General features: G+C 55.9%; 12 protein-coding genes and 1 pseudogene. 10 read left to right on the top strand and 3 right to left on the bottom strand.

Annotation, left to right across the window (positions count from 1 at the left end; genetic code table 11):
* Positions 1–77 precede the first annotated feature (77 nt).
* Together J3U88_RS25295 and J3U88_RS25290 are read left to right on the top strand one after the other, a co-directional pair.
* Entirely contained in the window at positions 78–458 is a 381-nt protein-coding gene (locus J3U88_RS25295; protein WP_207861791.1) for a hypothetical protein, read from the top strand.
* A 1,212-nt stretch (positions 459–1,670) separates the two neighbouring features.
* Positions 1,671–3,164: a pyridoxal phosphate-dependent decarboxylase family protein gene (locus J3U88_RS25290; protein ID WP_207861790.1), complete on the top strand. Its 1,494-nt coding sequence runs from the start codon at positions 1,671–1,673 to the stop codon at positions 3,162–3,164.
* A gap of 47 nt (positions 3,165–3,211) precedes the next feature.
* Here the strand turns inward: J3U88_RS25290 and lon are convergent, their stop codons facing one another.
* Entirely contained in the window at positions 3,212–5,644 is a 2,433-nt protein-coding gene (gene lon, locus J3U88_RS25285) for an endopeptidase La (protein ID WP_207861789.1), read from the bottom strand.
* Positions 5,645–5,976: 332 nt separating this feature from the next.
* On the opposite strand from lon, the gene J3U88_RS25280 reads away from it, so the two are divergent.
* Complete coding sequence (locus tag J3U88_RS25280; protein WP_207861788.1) at positions 5,977–6,600, top strand: DNA-3-methyladenine glycosylase family protein; 624 nt, start codon at positions 5,977–5,979, stop codon at positions 6,598–6,600.
* 194 nt (positions 6,601–6,794) lie between these two features.
* Entirely contained in the window at positions 6,795–9,092 is a 2,298-nt protein-coding gene (locus J3U88_RS25275; protein ID WP_207861787.1) for a hypothetical protein, read from the top strand.
* Here J3U88_RS25275 and J3U88_RS25270 read toward each other — a convergent pair.
* The gene (locus J3U88_RS25270) at positions 9,089–12,418 is read right to left on the bottom strand and encodes a serine/threonine-protein kinase (RefSeq protein ID WP_207861786.1); all 3,330 of its coding nucleotides are present in this window, start codon (positions 12,416–12,418) and stop codon (positions 9,089–9,091) included. The two genes, J3U88_RS25275 and J3U88_RS25270, sit on opposite strands and share 4 nt — an antisense overlap.
* A gap of 695 nt (positions 12,419–13,113) precedes the next feature.
* Between J3U88_RS25270 and J3U88_RS25265 the strand changes: the two genes are divergently transcribed.
* Positions 13,114–13,695 carry an ECF-type sigma factor gene (locus tag J3U88_RS25265; protein ID WP_207861785.1) on the top strand — a complete coding sequence of 194 codons (582 nt, stop codon included), beginning with the start codon at positions 13,114–13,116 and terminating at the stop codon, positions 13,693–13,695.
* A 592-nt stretch (positions 13,696–14,287) separates the two neighbouring features.
* A complete protein-coding gene (locus tag J3U88_RS25260) occupies positions 14,288–15,112 on the top strand; it encodes a hypothetical protein (RefSeq protein ID WP_207861784.1) in 825 nt (274 codons plus the stop codon).
* Positions 15,113–15,581: 469 nt separating this feature from the next.
* On the opposite strand, the gene J3U88_RS25255 is transcribed toward J3U88_RS25260, so the two are convergent.
* Entirely contained in the window at positions 15,582–17,510 is a 1,929-nt protein-coding gene (locus J3U88_RS25255; RefSeq protein WP_207861783.1) for a hypothetical protein, read from the bottom strand.
* Between the two features lie 620 nt (positions 17,511–18,130).
* On the opposite strand from J3U88_RS25255, the gene J3U88_RS25250 reads away from it, so the two are divergent.
* The 4 genes and pseudogenes from J3U88_RS25250 to J3U88_RS35420 all read left to right on the top strand — a co-directional run.
* The gene (locus J3U88_RS25250; RefSeq protein WP_207861782.1) at positions 18,131–19,222 is read left to right on the top strand and encodes a PA0069 family radical SAM protein; all 1,092 of its coding nucleotides are present in this window, start codon (positions 18,131–18,133) and stop codon (positions 19,220–19,222) included.
* Between the two features lie 567 nt (positions 19,223–19,789).
* On the top strand, positions 19,790–20,563 hold the full coding sequence (locus J3U88_RS25245) for an NRDE family protein (RefSeq protein ID WP_207861781.1): 774 nt from the start codon (positions 19,790–19,792) through the stop codon (positions 20,561–20,563).
* Positions 20,564–20,738: 175 nt separating this feature from the next.
* Positions 20,739–25,991, top strand: coding sequence for an ATP-binding protein (locus tag J3U88_RS25240; RefSeq protein ID WP_207861780.1), 5,253 nt, complete (start codon positions 20,739–20,741; stop codon positions 25,989–25,991).
* 202 nt (positions 25,992–26,193) lie between these two features.
* Positions 26,194–26,322 (top strand): annotated as a pseudogene (locus tag J3U88_RS35420) (transposase); the annotation flags it as partial.
* Positions 26,323–26,489 lie beyond the last annotated feature (167 nt).

The following is a 26,489-nucleotide window of genomic DNA, read 5'->3' as shown; positions in this document are numbered from 1 at the left end:
AACGGTAGATATTGCGGTCAGCACGGCGAACTGAAGGTCTCGTCCTTGCAGTTACGGTAATCCACAGGAGGAAAGGGATGTTGATTCGTCTCATGACCGTTTTTTTGTTTTTAAGTATGTCGATGGCGTTTGCCGGGGACATCTGTGAGGATATTAATGATCTCTCCAACGATTGGAACGAGGTTGCCAACTTCCTCGGCGAGTTGGAAGAAAACGACGACTTCAGTGATCGGGACCTGCGTCGGTTCGAGCAATATGTAACCGACCTAGCCGAAGACACTTATATTCTGGCGGATGCATTGATCGACCTGGGTAATCAACGGGAAACCAACCTCGGCACCACGATGCGCAAGCGCATGGCGGCGCTTGCCGAGGCTGATTCTTTAGAGGCGGCCGTGGCGCGCATGGACAACCTCGTCGACAGCATCGACCGCGTGACCGATTACTGCGACGAATAACGGCGACAGGCTAAAACCTAAGAAGCACGATAACGCGCGGTAATTTTTGGTAAACCTCTGGGCTGCAACGGCCTGTGAAAATACTCGCCGCATCCACCGGGTGCGGTGAGTATTTTTTTAGGTCTATTCAAACCAAATGGATAGCCGCCTATGATTGAAATCTGGAATGGCCTTGAAAGGGCGAAAAACGGACTTTTTCATATTTGCCCTGACGGGCTACATTTAGTTTCCTAGTAAATATTCGTGATTTTTTTTAAATTTTTCACCGATTTCTTTGACTTGGTTGATTTTAAGCACCAAGATGAAGGGTAATTCACGGCCCCCGATACCCCTTTGTTACCTAATACATGTCCTGTCCTCTGGAATTAAATTATGTTTGCGTTTCCCCATCTCGTGTACCCAACATACAACCTTAAAGTACGATGCGTGGTGACACCCATCGCACCAACCCATTGCAATGGAACACGGATAAGCGCAAGGTGCCGGGGTCGGCACAGCCGCTCTTCTCCATCGCCTTGGGTCGGCGCCTTGGCCACCCCTCACCGTGCGCGTCGCGATTTTTCGGCCCTATTCCTCAACCTAAAGACGCGCGAGAACTCGCGGGGATTTTTACTAAACCTCTGGGTTGCAACGGCCTGTGAAAATGCTCAGGGCCAACGGGTGCGCGTCGTGCGCGACCCCGGTCCGCTTTTCACAAACCATTTCGCTTCAGATTTTTAGCGATAATTCCTCGCTTCAGTGCCTCTTAGGTTTTACGGCCCGTGGTCCCTATGTTTCCTCTAACCCCCTTCGCGAGGAGACCGATTCTGTCCTGAACGCATATCTTGCTCGGTGAACCCCTATCTTTTTCGAAAAAACTGCCGCCTGACCGGCGGGGGAATCGGACGCGTAATGGTTCGGAAAACGAAGGGATACCCACCGGCAATTAGCCCTTCGGGTAGAACCCACGCCGGTAGTGACGGCCGTATTTTTGTCGTGTGTTGCATGTTGCCCCGATAAGCGCGGGCAGTATATTGCCCAAACACGCATCCGCTTAAATCCGGCTTTCAGTACAGGATCGTGCCTGTCGTGTTTGGATGCGTTGGGCGACGCCTGTTTTCCGGGGTTTTGCGGCGGTCTTCCCAAACCGTCGTGGTGGGTGTGCTTGTGCTTAGCGACAACCGCAACGGGATTTTCCCGCCCCTCTTTCCTATTTCTTGGAGGCATCACCCCATGGCTTTAGACGTGACACGAGCCAAACGATCCAGGTTCTCTTCTTCTTCTCAAGCACCCCTCACCCTTGACGCCGAAACCATGCGCCGCATGGGTTACCGTGCGATTGACGCCGTCGTCGACCATCTCACCCAGATTCGGCAACACCATGTGCTAAATGTCAAATCGGGTCGCGATTTGCAACGCGTCCTCGGCCAACCCCTGCCGCGCGAACCCGAGGCTTTTGACACCCTTATCGGTGACCTGGAGCAGCACGTGTTCCAAAACATCACCCACCACGACCACCCCCGATTTTTTGCTTTTGTTCCCGGGCCGGGCAACTACGCGGGTGCCCTTGCCGAATTGCTCACCAATGGATTTAACGTCTTTTGCGGGACCTGGATCGGTGGGGCCGGGGCCTCAGAAATTGAACTGATCACACTGGAGTGGTTGCGCCGTTTGGTTGGTTTTCCCGCCGGTGCGCGCGGCGTGTTTCTCAGCGGTGGCAGTGAGGCCGGTCTGGTCGCCATGGCCACCGCGCGCAATGTCAAACTCGGCAACGATCCCACCAACGCCGTGGTTTACTGCTCCGATCAAACCCATAAATCCCTCGACCGCAACCTCTGGTTGTTGGGTTTTCAACCGCAACAGGTTGTTCGCCTGCCGTGCGACGAGACCTGGCGGCTTCGGCCCGAATTGTTGGCCGCCCGCATCGCGGGGGATCGCGCCAAGGGGTTGCGTCCGTTTTGCGTCGTGGTCAATGCCGGGACCACCAATACCGGGAGCGTGGATCCCCTCAACGAGGTTGCCGAAATTTGCCGGCGGGAAGACCTTTGGCTACATGCCGACGGTGCCTACGGTGCCGGGGCGATTTTTTGCGAACCTGGCCGCAAGGTTTTGTCCGGGATTGAAAAGGTCGATTCGCTCGGGTTGGATCCCCACAAGTGGATGTTCCAGCCCTATTCCGCCGGTTGTGTCATGGTTCGCAATGGCTACGACCTGCGACGGACCTTCAGTTATTCGGCCGAATACCTCAAACTCATTGAAGAATCCGACGAACCCAATTTTTGCGATTACGGCATTCAACTCACCCGTGATTTCCGCGCGCTCAAGCTGTGGTTTTCCCTCAAAATTTTTGGCGCCGACGCCTTCGAAGCGGCCCAGTGTCGCGGTATTGAACTGGCCGAAACGGTTGCCAAAACCGTGGTTCAGCAACGCTGGTGGGAATTGGTGAGTCCGCCGCAATTGGCCGTGGTGACCTTCCGCTTCCGGCCGCCGGGACTGGACCAAGAAACGCTTGACGCCCTTAACCGTGAGATTGTCGACACCTTTAACAAAACCGGTTACGGCATGGTGATCTACACCAAACTCAACGAGGAAACCGTGATCCGTATGTGTACCATCAATCCCCGCACCTTGGATGCGGAGATTCAACAGTGCTTGGAAAAACTCGATCACATTGCCAAGACGCTTTATCGCGAGTGGGTTGTGACCGAGCCGCCGGCCTCCATTTAACCGAGCTTAAGAAAACAAAAGGCCGGGCTTGCCGCCCGGCCTTTCACTTAATCCATGCTGGGCATGGGATTCGAATCGTTGTTTTGGGGAGCCGGCAGGTCGTCGGCCGTCACCGGCTCGTCTTGTTCCACCACCGGCAAGGGGAGTTGTTCCAGCAGAATCGGGAAGATTTCACTGACGTGTTTGACCTTCACGATGCGCAAGCGATCACGAATTTCGGCGGGCACCTCGGCCAGATCTTTGGCGTTTTGATCGGGAATGATCACCGTTTCAATCTGGGCGCGCAACGCTGCCATCAGTTTTTCTTTCAAGCCCCCGATCGGCAAGACGTTCCCGCGCAGGGTGACCTCGCCGGTCAGGCCCACGTTCCAATTGATGGGAATCCCCGTCAATGCTGAAACAATGCCGCCGGTTAAGGCGATGCCGGCCGAGGGGCCGTCCTTGGGCGTGCCACCCGCGGGAACGTGGATGTGGAGGTCCAAGTCCTTGAAGGTTTTGGCATAAATCCCTAAATCATTGGCGTGGGAGCGAACGTAAGAAAGTGCCGCTTGCGCCGATTCTTTCATGACGTCGCCGAGGGTTCCCGTGAGCGACAACTTGCCCGTGCCTTTCATCGTTGCCACTTCAATCGAAAGCGTTTCGCCGCCGACACTGGTCCAGGCCAGGCCCGTAACCATGCCCGCGTGGTTTTGGGCTTCCAGCTCGCCGCGTACGAACCGAGGTGGACCCAAGTATTTGGTGACCTTGGCGTCTGTCATGCGCACCGCGGTGTTTTTGCCGTCTTTGATACGTTCCGTGACCGCCTTGCGGCACAGTTTGGCCAAGGTACGTTCCAGGCCGCGCACGCCCGCCTCGCGGGTATAGCCGCGGATCACCTTGAGCAGTTGTTTTTGTGGCAAGCGCAGTTGGTTTTCCGTTAAGCCGTTCTCTTTTTTCTGTTTCGGGAGCAGGTAGCGGTTGGCGATTTGGACTTTTTCCAATTCGGTATAACCGCTGACCTCAATGACTTCCATGCGGTCGCGCAAGGGCAGGGGGATCGATGCCAAATCGTTGGCCGTGGTAATGAACAACACCTTCGAGAGGTCGTACTCTACCTCGAGGTAATGGTCCATAAAGCTGTTGTTTTGTTCCGGGTCGAGCACCTCGAGCAAGGCCGCCGTGGGACCGCCGCCGTAGTAGTTGCTGATTTTGTCGATTTCATCCAACAGAATCACGGGGTTGTTGCGGGCGACCTTTTTCATGGTTTGAATGATTTTTCCGGGCAAGGCGCCGATGTAGGTGCGGCGGTGACCGCGAATTTCCGCTTCATCGCGGACGCCCCCCATGCTGATGCGGGCGAATTCGCGACCCAGCGCGCGGGCGATGCCCTTGGCCAGGGAGGTTTTGCCGACGCCCGGGGGTCCCGACAAGCAGATGATCGGTCCTTTGAGTTCGCCGACCGCCTTGGAGACCGCCATGAATTCGATAATGCGTTCCTTCGGTTTTTCCAGGCCGAAATGGTCCTCGTCGAGGACTGCCTCAGCGTGGGCCACGTCAAAATTGTCCTCCGTGGCTTTGGACCAAGGCAGGCTTACCAGCCAATCTAAGTAGTTGCGCACCGGGGTCGCCTCGTGGGATTGCATGCCGATGCGCCGCAGTTTGGCCAATTCCTTTTCGGCCGTGTCTTTGGCGTGCTCGGGCATTTCGGCCGCATCAATGGCTTCCTGAATGCTGCCGAATTCGTCGTTCTCAGGCGATTCGCCCATTTCTTCTTGGATGGCGCGCATTTGTTCGTTGAGGAAGTATTCTTTTTGGCGTTTGCCGACCGCTTCCTCGACTTTGGCCTTGAGGTCGCGCTCGAATTCTTTTTGCTTCATTTCTTTGTAGAGCAAGGTGTAGACCTTCTCCACGCGTTCACGGGTGTCCAAGGTCTCGAGGACTTCCTGCATTTCATCGAGGGAGGCGTTAAGCATCGGCGCGACCGCGTCGGCGAAGCGGCCCGCGGGTACATCGTTGCGGTCCAGTTCCTCGCTCCATTGAAAATTGCCGGATCGTTTTTCGAAATCAACGTGGTTAAAGAATTCCTGTTTTAGGGCCTGAACCAGGCGCGGCAATTCCTGATCGGCCGATTCCCGCGAGGCGACCGGCGCCGCTTTAACCGTATAGAAAGGGCCGTCTTTGTTGAGACCTTGAATGGAAGCCCGTTGCGTAGGGGAGAAGAAAGCTTGGATGGTGCCGTTGGGAAGGCGTTGTAATTGGGAAATCGTACCCATGACACCCATGGTGTAGATGTCGTGAAGGTCGCGAATCTCGCGTTCGGGGCCGCGAAGCGTGACGACCACGACAGGGCGTTTCATGCGCGCGGCGAATTTAATGGCTTCTAAGGATTGGGGTCGGTTAAAAAACAGTCGTTTGGGTGTTTCGGGAAACACAACCACATTGCGAATGGCAAGGAGCGGGTAATCCGCTGTTTGGATGTGATCTTCATGTTGTTCGTTCATGTGATATCACCTCGCTCAAATTTTGTTCAACTTAATCACTAAACACATACGGGCGCAAGTGATGGATGGTTCTTTTTTTCTTCTTTTTGGTGTGTGTTTATCGTGCTTTGTTTGCTTATGCTCAATGAAGTCAGCGGTTTGTGAGATAAACCCAGGCTCGAGGGTTTTGCTTCTTTTTTTGGGTTAGGGCTTGATACCGTTTTCGTGGATTTTAAAAACCTTAGTCCCTTACACTAAGGTTTTGGCTTTTTTCTTTGACGCGCCCTTTGGATGGCTGTGTTATGGTTGCTTCATTCCTCAAATAATGATGGTTGTCGTTCAAGGAGGCGGGTTTGATTGCCCAGAGTGCTTATGATTTCCTCAAGCGCGATCCCGTGCTTGCCCGGATCCTGCCCGATGCGCCTTTACCCCAACAACAACCGCGGGCCGATATTTACTTCCATTTGGTACGCGCGATTGTGGGTCAGCAGCTTTCTGTCAAAGCCGCCGACACCATCTGCGGCCGCTTTTTGGCCTTGTTTGACCGCGAGTACCCCGACCCCAAGGCGCTGGTAGCCATCGAAACCGAGGCCCTGCGCGGTGCCGGTTTGTCCGGGCAAAAAGCGAAGTACGTCAAAAATGTGGCCGCCTTTGCGCTCGAACATGATTTGGCCACGGTCAAAAACATGGGCGATGACGAGGCGCTGGCTTTTATGACCCAAATCAAAGGGGTAGGCGAGTGGACGGCTCAGATGATCCTGATGTTTTCCCTGGCCCGCGCCGATATCTTTCCCGCCGGCGATCAAGGGGTGGTCAATGCCATGACGCGCCTTTATCAGATTGAAGAGCGCGGCAAAGACCGCCGTCAGCTTTGTATCGCGCTTGCGGAAAGCTGGCGACCTTACCGCAGCTATGCCTGTATTTATCTGTGGCGCTGGCTCGATAACCAACCTAAAATTCAAAAAGAAGAAGCATAACTCATTTGTAATTTTGGCCCTATTAGCGTGTTTTGGTTCAGAACTTCACTGGACCAAGGTTGTTAGGGTGATTGTGGGCATTGTGCGCTGTTTTGGATTTGCGGCGCTTCACCTTATTTTCTCCATATTGGGACGTTAGTTTAGCTTCATCGGGTTGTGGCCCGTCGGAATTTGGGTCGCGTTTGGGAGGATTTATGCCATCATTTCCGCATTCTTATCAGTCGCGGGTCGGTCGTAATCAAGGTCTTGTACCTCAGGTCCGCACCCAGCAACCGCAACAGCAGCGGCGTTCTCAATCGCTGCAGCAGTTCGGTGATCGCGACCTGATGCTGATGGCGGGTTTGGCCAACATCAACACCAAACAAGGCCCCCAACAGCAAAAGGTCGGCGATTTCACACTCGCGCGCGCCCTGGGTGGTTTTGACACCCAATTCCAGGGCAGCGAAACGCGCAATACCTTGACCCCGCAAACCGCCGGCAAAAACGGAATCGACATTCGCCAAGACATTAACGGCGATAGCATGAAGGAAATGATGCGCGGTCGTGAGTTCGCCGCCATCGCCCATGGCTTTGACGGCGACGGGCAAGGCGTCTTTTTGATCAAAAACGTCTCCGACGATCTCAACAATCCCGATCTTCGTCTGTTTATGATGGATAACGGGGTGCCCACCGAGATGGATACCCGCGCCTTGCCCCTCGAAGACCTGATGGGTCGCGGCGGTCGCCTGGTGTTTGGGAACAAAATTCAAACGCCCCAAACCAGTCCGCAACATTTTGGCGGCTCACCGACGCTGGATGTGCTCAATCGCTTCCTGGGCGATCCAAAGATCAGTAAAAATCAATTGGCCGAAACCGCCGTCAACCACTATTCGCAAATGCCCCAAGGCCAACAGAAGGTGCCCGAAAACAGTTTGTTTTCGACGCGCGGCCCCGATCCTCGCTCCGAAAAAGTGGTTTCCGATCCCGGGGTGGTTGAGCGCATGGTGCAAAAACGCGCGCAGCAGCAAGGCAAAATTGCCCCCAAGTTTGATCGTATTCCCAGCCAAATCGGCGGGCTCGGCAACTTGCGCGCCGACGTGGCGCAGTTTGCTTCCAAAACCGAAAACGCGGCTAAGGTGTTGATGACCGGTTTTGATCCGGCGACCAAAACCAACAAAAGTTTTGTGTTTACCCGTGACCAACAGAACCAGTGGGTTCGTTTTGACGGCAAAAACGAGGTAAAACAATCGCCCAAACAGTTTTTGGAACAGGCGTTCGGCCTGACACCGCACCGGGGTAACGGTCCACCACCCACCCAATTTACCGAAACCAGTCTGGTAACCCTGGATCAGTCCATTTATGACATGAAGACCCCGAGTGTCCCGCTTGAGCAAGACGATATAAGTTACCCAACCTTGTCAAAGGATGAAAACCCGCGCACGCGCTACGGGCAGCGGCAGCGCGATGATCGCAGCACGACCGTGACGCCGAAGCAAACGTTGGATGATGAGATCAGTTATCCCACGCTGACGCCGACGCAAAACCCCACCAAACGGCAAACGCCCCAGAATTTAGGGGTTACCCCTTCGCCGATTGAAACCCAGAAAGACGAACACCAGGTGGTGGTTACCCATCCCACCAAGGTCGACCGGCCGCGTATTGATGTGCTTAAAGAGATTCGCAAAGATCACGAAACGATGGTGGAATCGAACCCGACCACCCATCACCAGAGCCAAAAAGAGACGACCTTCATGGATCATTTGATGCCGCCTCAGATCAGCCAACAATTGGAGTCCCTGAAGCGGGAACCCATGCCGCCCAAGGTTTCCCCCTTTGACGATGTGTTGAACTTGGCCAAAAATGATGATTCGCCGCCGATTGTGCTGCGCACCCAAAGTGAGCTGCGCGAGCGTACCAAAAGTTTGGTAAAGGAACAGCGTTCTCTCATTCGCCAGTCAAAAGACGAAATTCAGGCATCCAAGACGCTACGCAAAGAGACGCGAAAGTACCGTCAGGGTGATGTTCAAACCGTGCTCCAAAAGGAGTTGGGGGTCATGAGGTCCGATCTCCAAAGAACGCGCGGGAATTTGAGGCGCGTTATTAGTGGCGTGAACCACCAGGTCACCCGACTGACTCGGGCAAAGGCCAAAACCAACACGTCCATTCGCGGGCTTAAGGCGCAGATTCGCTTGAACGAAAATTTGATCAAGAACCACGAGAATCTGATCAAACTCAATCGGGCCAAGGAGACGCCGCAACTTCAGGAGTTGCGTGAGACGGTTAACCAGGCCAAGATCCAATTGGAACAACTTGAGCGGAAACGCGATGAATTCCAAACAACGATCAATGATTTGGGTAAATTGAAAAAGACCCTGGTGGGTGTGCGCCGGGAACTGCGGGGACACCAGTCGCAAACAGGCCGCAAACTCACCACTTCTTACAAACTCGCTGAAATTGCCCATCAAAACTGGCCGAGTAAACTGGATCGCATTACCCAGCAGATTAATGCTTAATTGAGCTTGGCTTGGTATTTTTCCAACCGAGTTTGGTCACCGGTTTTCTGGTAGAGCCGAACCAACAACAACCAGAGTTCGCGTTTTTCGTGGTGGTGGTAATCAGCCACGCGGTTGAGGATGTCCTCGGCCTGTACCAGCAGCGGTTCCGCCTCCGCGTATCGGCCTTGGTCCAACAAGGCCTGGCCCAACACTTTTTGGGCGCGTGCCGTCATCTGGTGGCCCGCTTGGTAGTGTTGGCGGCAAATGGCCAGGGCACGGCGCGCATGGTCTTCCGCCTCGACTGTTTTTTGCATCTTCAGGAAGTAACGCGCTTGGATCAGGCGGGTTTGGCCGACACCCGGATGGTTTGGATCTAGGTGGCGGGCGTTAATCGCCGAGGCTTCTTCCAGCAGGATGCCCGCCTCGTGATAACGGCGGGTATCGATTAGGGCCGAGGCCAAGTTGTTCATGCTGATCGCCACGGTTGGGTGACTTTGGTAGATTTTGCGTTCCAGGGCGACCACCGTGCGCAGCAAGGGTACCGCTTCCTCGTATTTAAGCTGATCGATCAAGGTGACAGCCAGGTTGTGGACCGTGCTGAGGTAATCAGGGTGATCCTCGCCGACAATGGTGGCGAACAGCGTCATGGCATCGCGGAAGTGGTCCTCGGCGACCGCGTAGCGGCCGCGGTTTTTGTTCACCAAACCCAGGTTGTCGTGGCTGTAGGCCACGTCGATATCGTTGTCGCCCAGCAGGCGACGGCGCATCTCCAGGGCGCGTACATGGAGAGACTCCGCCTGTTCCCATTGATCCAGCTCTTGGTACAGCACGCCGAGGTTGTCCAGCGAGCTGGCCGTGGTGGGATGGTTTTCCCCGAAAAAATGCAGTTTCATTTCGATGGATTTGCGGTAGTGCTGTTCGGCCGCCTCGTAGCGACCGCGCTCGAATTCAAGGATGCCGATCAGGTTCAACGTTTCGGCCACCGTGGGATGGATGAGTCCGAAATTACGTCGCTCCGCGGCCAGAACCAAGGCCATTTCGGCCGCCGCCGTTTTGTAATCGCCATTGCGTTGCGCCAACAGGGCCAAATGTTTGCGGCTGTTCCAGATGGCGGGATGATCGGCTTGAAAGCGTTGTTTGCGGTGCATCAGGACCGCCTTGTGAATGTCGCCGGCAACCTGAAAGCGGCCCCATTCCTGGTAAAGCACCGCCAAGAGTTCACGTGCTTCCAGGGTCAGCGGATGATCGATCCCAAACCATTCGCGGCGTTGCTGTTCCACCGTGCGGAATTGGGCCTCGGCTTCTTCGAAGCGGCCCTCCGCGCTTTGGATCAGGGCGAGTTGGATCATTGCCTGGGCCCGCTCCGGTTCACGAGGCTTGAGGTAGGTTTCGAAGGTGGTTAGGGCTTGGGTTTGCAGGGCCCCGGCGCGTTGGTAATGCCCGCGCGCCAGTAAAAAGTCCGTGGTGTGGTTAATCATTGACGCGTGCTGCAGAGCCGCCGCCCGGGTCTCCGCCTCGTCCGCGGGGAGGCGACGGAAGGCTTCAATTTCGTCTAGCGCCGCCTGGTAAAGCGGCTCCGCCTCTTGGAACATACCGAGTTCGCGGAGAATGCGGGCGTGCAGCAGCACCCCGGCCGCGCGATCCGGGTGGGGTGCCGCCAGGTGCTCGGCACGCGCCGCGTTGCTTTGCGCTATCAGCGTCTTCGCGCCGTGAAATTTTGCTTGGGCCAGGGCGCATTTCGCCATTTGGTATTCCAGCCGCGCTAAATCCAAGGGCGATCCTTGCACCGCTTGGATCGCCCTTGCTTCTTGCAACAGGTTTTCCACCGTTTCGTACAAGCCCAAACTGAGGTGGACTTCCGCCAAGGTTTCCAGCAGTTCCGCGCGCAAGACCGGCTGGTCTTGAAAACGGTTTTGGATGTCACCGACCCCTTTTTTGAGCAGATCCGCCGCCGTTAATTTGTGTCCCCCGGTTACCCGAGGGTCGGCGCCCTTGAAGAGGTCTTTGAGAAAGTCGGTGGCGGCCAGCGCCCGTTCTTGTTCGTGCTGCGCGTGGTCCCGTTCGAGGCGGGCGCGGTCCCGTTCTAGGCGAAGTTGGTGTTGCTGTTGCACCAGGGTGAACATCAGCGCAAATACCAGGGAAAGCAGCGCCCCCGAAACCATCACCGCCGCGCGATGGCGCCGCGTGAATTTTTTTGCGTCGTAAAGGAGGGAGCGCGGTCGAGACTGGAGCGGGAGATCCACCAAAAACCGGCCGATCTCGTCGTGAAGCGCTTGGACCGTCGCGAAACGATCCTGGGGTTGTTTGTTGAGCGCTTTGAGCACAATGGTGTCGAGATCGCCCTGCAGGCGTTTTTGCCAGCGGGTCGGCAGCGGTTCATTCGCCGGCTCTTTGTCTTCGGTGCTGTCGATGGACAAGGTGGGGTCTTCTTTGAGGCGGGCGACTTGGATGCTGGGCCTGGGAGGGTCTAGGTCGCAAACACGTCGGATCGCTTCAATGAGCGGCACATCACGCAAGTCAAAGGGTTTGCTGTCGGTTAGAAGCTGGAACAAAATGACGCCGAGCGAAAAAACGTCTGACGCTGGGGTGAGCGGTTTGCCTTCGACCTGCTCGGGTGAGGCGTAGTCCAGGGTCATGCCGCGGCTGGTGAAATCGCCGCGGTCCCGGTTTGGATCGCGCGCCAACCAGCCGGCGATACCGAAATCGAGTAATTTGGGTTCGCCGTGGGCGTTGACCAGGATATTGGCCGGTTTGAGGTCGCGGTGTAACACATTGTTTTCGTGGGCGAAAGAAACCGCGCTGCATATTTTGCGGAACAGGCGCAGGCGTTGTTCCAGTTCGAGCTGGTTTTCACGGCAATAGGCGTCGACCGGGATGCCCTCCACGTATTCCATCACGAAATAGGGGCGACCCCCGTCGCTGGTGCCGCCGTCCAAAATGGCGGCGATGTTGGGATGGTTCAGGTCGGCCAGTATTTGGCGTTCCCGTTGGAAACGCTCGACCACGTCGCCGCGATCCAGCCCCTTTTTGAGGAATTTGATTGCCACCCACATCGAAAATTCGTGTTCGCGGTTGGCCAGGTAGACGTCGCCCATGCCGCCCTCGCCCAGCATGCGGTGGAGTTGGTACGGCCCGATGCGCACACCCGAGAGCGTACCCGCGTCGCTTAGCAATGTTAAATTTTCAATCACCGCATCCGAGGCCTCGACCCGTGCCTTCACCTCGTGACTCAGGTCGGGGTCCTGTTCGGCGAGTGGCACTAAATAGGCCTCGCGTTCCGCGTGTGGCAAGGCAATGACGGCTTTGACCAAGTTTTGAATGTGGCGTTCGCGTTGGATATCCATGTGCGTGAAGGTCCTGATTTGGTTTGCGGCCGCGGTGATGCGCGCGCCAGGTGGCGGGCGCGCTCAGAAGGGAACGGGTTTGATCTTGCCTTTCTGCTTATCGGTCGGCAAAACAACTCCGTATAGATGTATCGCGGATCACGTTCACCGCAACTGTTCTCGCGGGGGGCGCGCTTGCTAGTCCGCATTTCTCAATAGGATTCGTCGCGAGAAGCTGAAAGCCTTGTGGGTACGAAGATGACGACCAAACCACGGCACAGGGGTCCGACCGTTTGCGGGGGCGACCTTCCTGCCTAGCAGCTGAGGCGCAGGCGGCGCGACCGAGTATGTCGAAAGGCCGCCCGTCGTAATCCCATGGATTGCCCCGTGGCAGAATTCCTTGTGAGACATGCGGGCTAGCTTCCACACCCAATCCATCAGGAGATTCTCCGTAAGGCGCCGGGGGAGAGGGGGCGACGCCATGCCCGGCTTTTTGATGATTTGTGTCGCGTTAGGGGGGGATGCTTGGGGAGGGAATGCTTGGAAGCCCGCGCCGCGCGGGTGACCATGCCGGAGAAACGTGGCGTGGCTCACGTTTTTGACCCTTGCTTTTTACGCGGTGATTTTCCTCGCCGGCCGGCGCATCAGCGTGAACAAGGGTCGCCGGCCGACACTTATCTGTGTTAAAAAAGGCGGGTTCGGCATGTGAGGTTTTTATGGGGCAACAGGAAATTACGCAACTTCTATTAAAGTGGCAAGACGGCGAAACCGGAACCATGGATGAATTGTGGCCCGCCGTGGCTCAGGAGTTGCGCAAGTTGTCTCGCAAGGTGCTGCGCGAGTTTGTTTCTGACAACCATCGCCATGTGGACCTTTGCACCACCGACCTCCTGCACCAAGCCTTCCCCAAGCTGAGCGAATACCGCGGCGACCCGGACCGGCCCTGGCGCAACCGTCGCGAGTTCTACGCGATGGCCAAAAAGATCCTTTTATGGGTTTTGTTGAACCACGAAAAATACGCTCACCGTCACGGCGCCCGTTTTGACGGTGTCGATGTGCCCCAGGACAGTTTGCCCCACGGCGGTCCGCCCCTCGGCCCCGAGCAGCTCATGGGTTTGCAGCGTGCCCTGGATTTATTGGGTGAAATTGATCCCGTCCAAGCACGGATTGTTCAGCTCAGGTTTTTTGAAGACGCGACCATCGACAACATCATCAAAGCAACCGGCATGGGGCGTTCCAAGGTTTTTCTGGAACTAAAAGCCGCGCTCGGCTTCCTTCGCCACAAGCTCACGGCATAAGCCGCGGCATGTCCAAGGAAGGGTTTTGGGCCTTTTTGATTGCGTGACTCTGATCGCGCACCGAGGAAACCAAACCCGTGGCCAAGGCCGCCCCGCGGCAGGGCGACGGAATGCAAGAACCGTCCGTTTTTAGCCCGCATTTCTCAATAGGATTCGTCGCGAGAAGCTGAAAACCTTGTGCGTACGAAGATGACGACCAAGCCACGGCACAGGGGGCCGAGCGTTTGCGGGGCCGACCATTCGGCGTAGCAGCTGAGGCGAAGGCGGCGCGACCGAGTCATGGGGATGGCCGCCCCGCGGAAGGCAAATCCTCGTAATCGCATGGGTTGCCCCGTAGCAGGATTCCTTGTGAGAAAAGCGGGCTAAGATTCCTGAAAAAAAGCGGCGGTCTGAAAATGATGCGGGCGACTTTTTGAGAGTGTGACGTTGCTCACGCTCGAAGTGTGATCTGTCGCGTGTTAGGGAGTAGAAACGCCCCTCGCCGGGACGTTGGCAGCCGACCTTGCCTTCTGTAAGCCATTTAATAGTTTTGGATGTGGTTTTGGTCGGCGCGCGTATTTCGTATCAATTGACCTTATTCAGGAGATCGCTTATGTTCCAGACCCGTTCCCCCATCGTATCGGATATCACACCCGCTAACACCCAGGCTTCCCCCGCGGCCTCCGTTTCAGGACGTCCCAAAAAAACCAAGGCCCTTTTGCCCTCCCCGGTTACGACCAGCGGCATTTCTCAGCCCCTATCCATTCAAGGTTACCTGCGCATGACCCAATGGGCTGAGACCCCGATGGACCGCAATGCGATGCTGATCGAGTTGGCGGCGGCCGCTTTGTCACCACGATCGCGCAACCATGGTGATCGGTTCAAATTGGCCGCTGAAGTCCTGCAACAAATTGAACTGAACCATCTCGAACGAACCTATGTCGTTGCTTGTTGTTTGCGGGTCACCCGGCTTCTGGAAAAGGTTGCCGTACGGGTTGATGCGCTGCCGGAAGAGCGTGCCTTCGCGCTAAACCATTTGCTCGAATTCCAAATTCAGTTGGTTAAAAACGCCGTGGGTCAGGCTTTGAAAGACCGGGTTTTTTCCGGCATGTTTGCCGCACTTGGTTTGCGTTTGCGCCAAGCTGAAACCTTCGCCGATAAATTGGATTGCCATTTTTATCGGTGTTACGCCCTTAACGGTCAAAGTGATTTGACCGCTGCCGACAAAATGCATCGCTTTACTGCCGAGGCCGAACGCATTGCCGCTTTGGTTGAGGAAACGACAACGCAGAGCGAATGTCAACTGGTCGTGTTGCAGTTGCGCTGCGTGGTGTCCATGGCCGCCAAGCTGGTGGCGGGCGAGCCTCGTTTTCTACCCGCTGTCGCCCGCATCCGTGAATTATTGGAAGGTTTGGGCGGCGAGCGGGCCGTGGCCTAACCTCCATGAACCCAAGGCGCCTGCTTCTTGACCTGTTGTTGGGGGCGTCCGCGCGGGCTGCTGTTCGGGGCGGTCAATGTCGGCGTGCCGACACATTAATGATGATCTATCCGGCCGGCCACATTTCCCCGCGCCCTGTGCCGTCTCTTTTTCCAGAGGGGAGGGGGGGGCGCAAGGAAAGGCCGGGCAAGTCGAGGCGCCCCGTTCATCACCACCATTGAAAGCACCCTCATTTGGAAGTGTTTTTTCTGATTTTTTGCGCCCATCCAATCTCCGCACTTTTTGATTCCGACATCACCAAGTAATGGTGGGTCGGCACCTGTCGAACCCGTTTGCCACGCGTTATGCGCTTGGGCAAAAATCCAGACGAAATCCAATCGCCGGCGATTCGAAAGAAAAAACCCGGCAAGCCGGTTCGAGAACCATGCTTGCCGGGCCCGTTTGGGAGACTGACAGGATAAAACGTTGCTTAGCGTGCCGCGTTGCTGTTCATGCCGCGGTTTCGGCTGCTGTCGTTGACTTGGGCACCGTCGCGCATGCCGCTCGTGTGGCACCAGCCCTCTTTGTGGCCGCCGTTGTTGGCGCCGGACAATTGACCCGCCCAGCGTTCCGTGGTGCCGTCCTCTGGATCGTCCAGGACGAACTCAGCCGCGATGTGGCAGTAATCCCAGCGCCACCATTTATCCGTTTCGGAGGTGGTGAAGTAGGTGACCTTTTGCCGTGCCCAAGAGGGGATGCCGGACAACCAAGCGCGGGCGCCGTCGTAAGTCAGGTCTTGGTTCGTGCCGCAAGAGATGCCGAAAATGTCGCCGATGGCCGCGATCAGACCCGCCAAACTCGTGCCTTGGTACGGGGTGCCGACGCTTTGGATTAAACGGTTGCCGGTTGCGTTGTCCAAACCACTCCAGTAATAAGTGTACAGGTGCAAGGCCGCCGCGCCGCCTTGGCTGTGGGCGACAATGCCGTAAGAAGACATGCCGGAGCCCTGGCTTGCAATCAAGCGGGCGAACGCATCGTGAGAGCGGTTTTGCTTGGGATCGTTGAAGCGCTGGAAGTTGGTGAAGTCACTGCCCGGCCAGCTATTGCTGCCGCAGAATCCGTGGACCAGGAATAACCCACCCGCCTTGTTGCTGTTCTCGTTCAGGCTCGCGGGTTTGGGGCCCATCAACATGTCGCGGTCGATCCCTTTGAAGCGCGCCGCCTCGGGAAATTCGATGTCGTTCTCGACCACGTTGACCTGGTCTTGTTCCAGCAAGGTTACGTAGGTGCTGGGATCTTCCAAGCGAATGTTTTTCAGAACCAGAGGGGAAACGACCCCGGCACGTGCCAACCAACGGCTGTCCATACCCAGCTCGATCATGCCGTCTTGAATGGCGACCATGCCGCCAATCCAGTTCACCGGTTTCAATTCGCCGTCTTTGCCCGTGCCCCATACCTCGGCATAAGCGCGGAAATGGCGGTTTTCGCCGGAGTAGTCTTGGGCGGGCAGCCAAACAGACAGGCGCGTGCCGTGGTTGTTGGTGAGTTGCACCGCCTCGGGGCGCCAGTCCAGGCTAGGATTCAGCACTTCAATGCCGCTTAAGCTGGTGCGGATGAACGGCTGACCGAAATGGTTCAGGCCGCGGGCGATGATGGTGACCCGGTGTTTGCCAGGTTCAACCGGTTGCCATGCACCGATGACAGCACCCGCATCTTGGTGGGTCATGTCGAGGACGACCTTTTCACCCGAGGGGGAAACGATCTCCGCTTGAATCGCGCTTAAGCTGCCCGCCGGTTTGGCCGAAAGCGCCACCTCTTGATCACGCAAGATGCTGCGAACATTGAGTTCGAGGGTTTCGCCAACCAAGAAGTTGCGGTTGTTCCAGAAGGTGTGGATGCCGAAGTTGTTGTCGGTGGTAACCAAAAGGTAACCATGGGGATCGCTGGGCGCTTTTTCCATGGCGCTGTCGGCTTCAATCGAGAAGAACCAATCGCCCGCGGGTGCCTCGGGTACTTGGTAGAAGGCACCGGGGATGCCGTTGTTGAGCACTTCCACGTCGCCGGTTTCCATCGTCTCGGATACATCTTCTAACAGCATGGGCCGTTTTTGACCGGGTTGCCACGCTTTAATCTGCCAAGGGTTACCTTGGTTGAGGACGAGGACTTTCAGGTTTTGGTGGCTGTCGATCGGTAATTGGCCGTGCCAACTGAACGCCCGTTTTCCATTAAGGACGTGTTCGGTCAATTCAACGGGAAGAATGGCTGAGAAAGAGCGCTCGCCGAGTGTCGCTTGCTCGGGTTGCTTGTTGCGGAACGAATCAGGCGCGCCGGCCAATTGTTTCGGAACCAGGCTGTGTGCAAAAAGGGAAGCCGTGAGCAGCATGGCTGCTGCCAGAATGCGGTAGCAATTTGAAAACATGTAAGATAACTCCTCGTCTTGGGGGACCGTGGGTCCCGTGCTTTGGAAACAGGAGCCCTGAACATAGAGACAGGGGCATCGAAGTGAAGTGATGGGCAAACACATCGGGTTTGCATCAAACTCGGATCAGTGAACGGTCCAAGGCGTAAAAAATGAATTGGCGCTCATTGTAATTCTTGTGTAAAACGAAGTAAAGAATAAAAGGTGTCACCCATCGGGATCTTTCAGCCTGAAAAACGAGACTTCAACGTGGTTTCAGCGAACTGTTATTGATATTTCAGCGATAGTTTCTCTGGTCTAACCAGCTGCTAACTAGACCTTAAGTAAGGCTTTAGAAGCCAGAAGCTTGTCTTTGGCTGGATTTTCTCGTTGGGGGTGTTTTTTCACCTGAGAAGTAAGGTGATTTCATTTTACGCCGGTTGATTTTGTGATAAAGGACACGTTTTCCGGTTGGCGGCCTTGTGTAAACACTGCCCGCTAGTGGGGTTTTTCCTCGGAGCGGAGGTTGTGGTGTTAAAAAGTTGTTAAGTGAAAAATAAGTTGTGAACCAATTGGAAAATAGGTGGTGTTGCGCTCACCAGTCCTCTAGAATAGATACCGGCACAAGAGGAGGGGAGGCGATGGGTGATTTAGAGGTATTGCAACAGCACCACGGCCGGGGTGCTTTGTCGAATCGCGACGGTCGGTTCGAAAAACAGCAAAACCATCTTTTTGACGATGGCTGGGGAACCTTGGAGGATGCGCTTTTCTCACCCCCGCCGATTCAGACGCGGGTTCACCGCGATGCCACTAAAACAATCATCAACCGAAATCAGAGCCCGGATATTCCGTTCGACCAGTCGATAAACCCCTATCGGGGTTGTGAGCACGGTTGTATATATTGTTATGCGCGACCTACCCATGCTTATTGGGGGTACTCACCCGGCTTGGATTTTGAGGTGCATCTCTTTAAGAAAGAAAACGCCGCCGAATTATTGGAAGCGGAACTTCGCAAGCCAGGTTACCAATGTAAAGCTGTCACCATCGGCGCCAACACCGACCCGTATCAACCCATTGAGCGCCGTTACCAAATAACCCGATCCCTGCTTTCGGTTTTTCACGCTTACCGGCATCCGGTTGCCCTTATTACCAAGTCGGCGTTGGTGATGCGCGACTTGGATTTACTTGCCGAAATGGCCGCGGACGGTTTAGCCCAAGTATTTGTTTCCGTGACCACGCTTGACCCGCGGCTTGCGCGCCGTATGGAACCCCGGGCCGCCACGCCGCAACGGCGCTTAGAGGCTGTCGCCGCCTTGGCCGCCGCCGGCGTGCCGACCGGGGTTATGGCCGCGCCGATGATTCCCGCGCTCAACGACCATGAATTAGAGGCGCTTTTGGAAGCCGCTGTTGGTCACGGCGCTGAATTTGCCGGTTACGTCATGTTGCGTTTGCCGCTTGAGCTACAAGACTTATTCCGTGAATGGCTGGACACCCACTATCCAGATCGCGCCAACCATGTGTTTAGCCTGGTTCAATCCGTGCGTGGTGGTAAAAACAACGACCCTACCTTCGGCAAGCGGATGCGTGGGACGGGAAACTACGCCCAGTTGCTGTCGCAGCGCTTTAAACTCGCTTGCCGGCGATTCAAGCTGAACCAAGTTCGACGAGAACTCCGCGTCGATCTTTTTCAGCCGCCCCCACGCGCGGGCGACCAAATGGCCTTATTCACCTGAGGTTGCCGGCCTTTTCCCGCTTAACGCGTGCTCACCACCGAGTAACGATGGTGCTTTCTAGGTTTAAACCCAGCCTTGCCCTGGATCCCCCTGGAACACACGCCGGACCCGTTCTCTGATGCAATAGTGCGCAACCGATCAGGGGTCTATCCAAAGAGCATATCAACCCTAAAAGCCGCGACCCAATGATCGCGTGGTTATACAAGCGCCCCCGGCGGCCGATCTTTGGGCGACCTGCAGGCAACAATCGATGGCTTTTTCGGAAATGCCGACCAACCAAGGCCGTTCTCTCGCTATCCTGGTGTTAGCCCGCATTTCTCGCAAGGATCCCTCGCGAGAAGCTGAAAGCCTTGTGAGGTCGAAGATGACGACCAAGCCACGGAACAGGGGTCCGACCTTTCGCGGGCCCGACCTTTCGGCCTAGCAGCTGTGGCGAAGGCGCCGCGACCGAGTAAGGCGGCCGGCCGCCCCGCGGAAGGCAAACCCTCGTCATCGCATGGCTTGCCCGTAGCAGAATTCTTTGTGAGAAATGCGAGCTATAATGACGCCACCCTGAACGGAGGCCCCATGTGTACCCTTCTCATCGCGTATCAAGTCCATGATGCGGTACCCCTCGTCATCGCCGCCAATCGCGATGAATTTTACAAACGGCCCACCCAGCGTTTGGCCTTTTGGGATGACCACCCCGACCTGCTCGCGGGTCGTGATTTGGAACAGGGCGGCACCTGGTTGGGTGTTTCCAGGCACGGCCGTTTTGCCGCCTTGACCAATTTCCGCGATCCAGCCGCCGTCCTCGAGCAGGCGCCCTCGCGCGGGCTCCTTGTTCGCGATTATCTCGCCCACCACCAGTCCCACGACGCCTTTGTCCAGCGACTTTGCGCGGAAGGTGCGCGGTACTCCGGCTTTAACCTCATATTTGGTCGCCTCGACGCCTTGTTTTACTTTTCCAATCAACAGGCAGGCGGCGTTGAACCGCTGACGCCCGGCTACCACGGGCTCAGCAATCACTTGCTCAATGCGCCCTGGCCCAAGCTTCGAAAGGGGATGGACGGCTTGCGTCGTTGGCAACCCGGGCAGCAAGGTCAAGTTTTATTTGATCTTCTTGCCGATTCAGAAACCTTTCCCGATGCGCTCCTGCCGCGAACCGGTGTCCCCATGGCGTGGGAGCGCTTGCTTTCTTCTCTCTATATTGAAAGCCCCGTCTACGGCAGTCGTGTCGGTTCGCTGCTTACTTGGGAGAAAAACGGTCGGCTCACGCTAGAAGAACGGAGCTATGGGAACGGTGACGGCCCTCATGAGCCACGTCGGTTTGAGCTGGCCGTCTCATTGGCGAACATGTAAACAACCGTCAGTCATACCGCGGCTTCCCATTCGGGATTGCCTTCGAAATCCCCCGCAAACACGCCGCCCCTGCCGATGGCGCTGTTTTGCTTTGGACCTTTTCACGGGCTTCCTCTATAATGATGTAAACCTTCCGTTTCGAGACAGTTTCAACTTGCCTTTACGTGATGCACCTATGACCAACAACGTCACGAGATTCGTCAAGCGTTTGCCCCAGTTCTTAATTGCGGCTTGCAGGGCAACGCTGTGTCTCGCCCTTCTCTTCGGTTTTGCGCCCGTCGCCGCGAAAGAACAGCAATTGATTCGCTTCCAAAGATTCGGGAAAAACGAAGGTCTTTCGCAACTTACCATTTTCGATCTTTATCAAGATTCTGAAGGGCTGTTGTGGATCGCCACCGAGGACGGCCTCAATCTTTTCGATGGTTACCAATTCCAGGTTTTTCGCCATCAGCCGCGGCTCGAAGGTTCACTTACCAGCAGTTATGTCATTGCGGTGACCCAAGATCAGGACGGCATGCTCTGGGTTGTTGTTCCCGAATCGGGTTTGGATCGCTTGGATCCCCGGCAAGGAACCGTGACCCACCATGCGCTTCCCGCTGATCTGCCCCTCATTCCGCTCAGCCTGAAGCAAACTTCGGTTCAAATGGACGATGCCGGTCGCTTGTGGATTGCATCCGTGAATGGTGTGATCTATTTTGATACGCGTCGGCAGACATGGCACGAATTATCAACCCTCACCGGGGGACTTAACGAGTCGCAAAAGCAGGCGCTTTTCGAAAGCACTGCAGCCGGTTTTAACGCCATCCATGGTGATGGATCGCGCCTGTTCTTGGGGGGACCAAACGGGTTGTTGGTACTTTCCTTTAGCGGGGAACAATTGACCGACAGTACCGTGATCCCTCTCTCGACCGATGACGGCGTTTCGGCCGCCGTCCTGGCTTTAGAGCGAGAGAACGACGAGGTTTTGTGGATTGGCACGGACCGTGGGCTCTACGAAATGCCGCTCACCGGTTCCCTCGGGGTCGGCCTACAGCGAAAACGCAATTTGGAGGGGCTTGCCGAGGTCCGTTTTCTGGCTTGGGATCACGACGACTTTTTGTGGCTGGGCTCCGCCAACGCACTTTTTCAATACAATCCCAATTCGGAACAGGTGTTGCGTATTCGCTCGCAAGAAGATCGTAGCCGCGAATTCTCCGAGGACGGTTTAACCGGTCTCTGGGTGGATCGTGTCGGCAACCTCTGGGTGGGAACCCTCAATGCGCTTTATCTGTATTCGGAGCAATCAAAACGGTTTACGACCTTTAGTCACGATCCCAATGACCCGGCGTCCCTTTCTCATCCCTTTGTGTGGAGTTTTTTGGAAGATCGTCCCGGATACCTTTGGGTTGGTACCGGCGACGGGTTGGACTACTTTGACTTATTTACCTACCGAGTCGAACATTTTAGTCATGATCCCAATGATCCCACCACCATCGCGGAGGGAATGGTGCGGTGTTTGGCGCGAGACGCCGAGGAAAACCTCTGGGTGGGGACGCGAAATGGTCTTAGTTTACGCCGTGCACAACAGCAAGGCTTTGAAACCTTTCGCCACGACCCAGAGCAAGACACGAGTTTGAGCCATGATTTCGTCCTCGCTTTATTGGCTGATCAGGGGGGGGTTGTATGGGCCGGCACCCGCCATGGGCTGAGTCGCTATCAGCGGGAAACCAATGACTTCAAGGTTTATCACCATGACGCGGAGGACGATCTCACCCTTTCCGATAGCATGATTACCGCGCTGGTGGATGATCGCCCGGGTCGTATTTGGGTCGGAACGGTGCGTGGCCTCAATCGGATGGATACCCATACCGGTCGCGTCCGTCGCTTCTTTCACGATATCCATAACCCCAACAGTTTGAGCCACAATACCGTTACCGCGTTCCATAAAGGCCGCGACGGTTCGCTCTGGGTCGGCACCCTCGCCGGGCTCAACAAACTGATGGATCCCCGCGAGGGCGTGTTTCGTTATTACGGCCGCCGCGACGGTTTTCCCAACGAAACCATTTACGCCGTGGTGGAAGATCAACGCGGCGATTTATGGATCAGTACCAATATGGGCATTGTCTTGTTTGAGCCGGAGCAGGAAACCATCCGTACCTTCGATGTGTATGACGGCTTGCAGGCCAACGAGTTTTCCGTGGGGAGTGGGTACCGCAATGCCGGCGGCAGTATTTTCTTTGGCGGTGCCGGCGGTTTTAACCAGTTTGCCGCGAGCAAGGTTCGGGAGGACGTCTCCCACCAACCCACCGTTTTCTCTTGGTGGCGCAACGGACCCGTCTTATCTTCAGCGGAACGCAACGGCGCCTTTCGCCCCATCGCCCAGTATCAGGACGTTTGGCAGTTGAACCCCGAGGATCGCTATCTGGCCGTTTCCTTCGCCGCGCTTTATTATTCTCGTTCCGACAACATTCGTTATGCCTACCGTTTAAAAGGATACGATCCCGACTGGATCTATGCCGATCCCAGTCGCCGTGAGGCCGTTTACGCCGAGCTTCCCCCCGGCGAGTACGAAATGGAAGTCAAAGCCACCAACTGGAATGGTGATTGGGGTGAAGTCACCCGCAAACCCATTCAGGTTTTACCCTTTTGGTACGAGTCGGTTGTGACCCGATTGTTGGCCATGTTGCTGTTGCTTGGTCTCGTAGGTTCCGTCACGCTTTATGCTTCCCGTGCTTATATTAATGAAAAGCAACTACGGGCGCGCCTGCTCGAAATGGATCGGCTCAAGGACCAATTTTTGGCCAACACGTCCCACGAGCTGCGCACCCCGTTGAACGGCATTATCGGCTTGACCGAATCTTTGCTCGACGGCGTGGCCGGCGAGCCCAACACCGTTATGCGCAAGAACCTTAAAATGATTATTTCCAGTGGCCGACGCTTGGCGCGTCTCGTGGATGACATTCTCGATTATTCGCGTTTACAGCGGCACGGCCTGGAACTGCGGTTGTTCCCCACCGACCTACACCGCACCGCTGAATCCGTTTTCTCGATTGTAAAAGGGCTTGTCGGCGGGAAGCCGCTTGAGTTGCAAAACGAGATTCCCGATAACTTCCCGCCCGTTTTGGCCGATGCCAACCGGCTTCAACAAATTCTCTACAACCTTTTGGGGAACTCGGTGAAGTTTACGGAACAAGGCGTGATTCGTCTTCATGCCCAGGTGAATGGGGAGCGGGTGATCGTCCATGTCAGTGATACTGGTTGCGGGATTGATCCCTCCCAGCAAGAGGTTATTTTTCAATCATTTCAGCAGGCCGACGGCCATACCGCCCGTATCCACACCGGAACCGGGATCGGGCTTGCCGTCACCAAGCAGTTGGTTGAACTCCACGGTGGGGTGATTAGTGTTGATTCCGAGTTAGGGCGAGGGGCTACCTTCTCCTTCACCTTAGCCCTTGCCGAGGGTGGTGAAACCAGCAGTGAGGCGCCCACCGAACGCGTGGCCCAGCACACCTATTTGCCCCCGCATACACCTGATGGGCAAACCCTCAGCTTTGGGACCCGCACCATTGGGCTGCAATCGCCCATGCAGCCCGGTTCGCCCAATATCTTATTGGTAGACGACAATGACGTGAATCGGGCCGTGCTGGTTAACCATCTGTCGATGCGGAACTTCAACCTCACCGAGGCAAAAGACGGCAAAGAAGCGCTTAAAATCTTGGAAGAAAATCAAGACTTTCATATTGTCTTGCTGGACATCATGATGCCGGATTTGTCGGGGTACGATGTCTGCGCCAAGATTCGCGAGCGGTTTTCGATGCAAGAGTTGCCCATCATTTTCTTGACCGCCAAGAACCAGCCCGACGATCTTGTTCGCGCTTTTAAGATTGGCGGCAACGATTTCCTCTCGAAACCCGTCTCCAAACCGGAGTTGCTGGCGCGGATTCGCACCCATCTCGATCTCATGTACATTAACCGCAATCTCGAGAATTTGGTTCGTGAACGCACCGCCGCGCTGCAACAGCGCAACCTGGATCTTAATCAGAAGTACCGCGAACTCGAATCCCTCAACCAAATCGTGCAGGCGATCAACCGCGAGGTCGCTAGCGAACGTGTCTTGGAAACATTGTTAAATCAGGTATTTAATATGTTCTCCGGGGTCGATCGCGCGCTGATTATTTTGTTTGACCGGGCCATTCACGAGTTTTCGGTTAGCGCCGCCTTGCATTACCCGGCTTCCATTTTCAGTCAATCCTTGGATGAAACGCGCTTTGCCCTCCTGTTGAGTCGAGATCCGGCACAACTCAAAGAGCCCGTCTTTTTGGGTGATCCTGACCGAAGCGAGCTCGATTGGTGGCCGTTCCAGCCGCCACGCGCCGTTATGGTCATGCCACTCTGGCTGGAAGGTCGCCTGGCCGGAGGTTTGCTCCTGGAATCACTGGCCAACGAAAAGGCGTTTAGCAAAAAGGACTTGGAGCGCCTGAATTTGTTCCGTGACCATACTCTAACCGCGCTGATCCGCCTGCGCACCCTCACCGACCTCATGAACGCCCAAACCGCGGTCATTCGCAACGCACACCAAGCCGGGATGGCCGAATTGGCGCGTTATGTTCTGCACAACATGGGGAACAACCTCAACGGGCTGAGTGTCTCTTGTCACCTGATTGAAGAACGGCTCGGTAACCGGCGTTGGCTGGTGGGATTACAGCGGCTGGTGGAGAATCTTAGTCGCGAAAAAGAACGGCTACCCGCCTTTTTGGCCGAGGAAGGCGGTACCGCGCGTTTGATCGGCGGCCTGGAGGCCGTGGTGAAAGCCGCCGAAGAACAGCTTGATGTGATTGGTCGAGAATCGCGCGCCATTAATGAGAAAGTGGACCAGACTAACGCCGCCATTCGCCAGCAGTGGCAGCGAATGGGGTCCCGCGTGTTAAAAGAATCGACCGACCTTAATGTCTTGGTGCAGGAAGCATTGGGTTTGGATTGGTATCTTTACCAGAAAAACCAGATCACGGTGGCACGTGAACTTCATCCTGTCCCCAAGGTGGCCATCGAACGCTCACGGACGTTGCGCACGCTGTTGTGCTTGTTTGAGAATGCGCGCGAATCGGTGGTTTCTAAACATGGCGAGAGCGGTGGCCGCATCACCTTGGTTACCCAGGCCGATGAGAATTGGGTTGTTTTCCAACTAAAAGATAACGGCGTCGGTCTCGACCAAGATTCCCTCGAGCGTGTCTACCAGCAAGGATACTCCACCAAACCCGGCCGGGAGGGTTTTGGGTTGCATTATGCGGCGGCGGCCATGAAAGACGGTGGTGGCAAAATTTCGATTGCCAACAACGAAGGGGACGGGGTCACCGTCACGCTGTCTTTTTCACGGGCAATGCCCTCGGAGACTCAGGAGACCGAGATTGTCGAGAGCGCTTCGGCCACACCACCCGATGAAATCAAATAAAGGCAACACCTTCTCGTTGTTCAACGTGTCGTGAAGGCCCGGCGCGGTGGCACCTTTGGGACAACCCGTCCAGGGCGGGGTGCGGCCTATTCTCCTTCTCCTGACGCACCAAGCGAACCTTGGGTTTCGCTGTTTCTCGCGGGAACCACGAGGAATGTGCTGAAGGCGGCAGGGGAGACGGCCGAGGTATCACCCCGGTGTCGGTTTTTTGGCCGCGGCGATTGTGTTCAGCATCGCCGGTGATCCTCGCCGCTTCAGGACAGGCCGCCAGTGTGGCTCATGGGCGGGAGTTAGCCCACATTTCTTACCAGAATTCGTCGCGAGGTTTTGAAATCGCTTTGAGTACACAGGTTACGACCGAAAGCAAACGGTGCGTGGCCCAAGCGTGAACAGGAATTTCAGAAGGCGAGCATAAGGATCAGCGGGAGCGGTGTCAATCCCAGAGGCAAATGTTTGGTGCCATCGCTACCAGGTTGGAATACCACCGCGCATCCTTGA

This window comes from Acanthopleuribacter pedis (assembly GCF_017377855.1).
Lineage (GTDB): Bacteria > Acidobacteriota > Holophagae > Acanthopleuribacterales > Acanthopleuribacteraceae > Acanthopleuribacter > Acanthopleuribacter pedis.
Note: the sequence above shows the minus strand (reverse complement) of the source record. Positions and strands in the feature narration are given on the sequence as shown.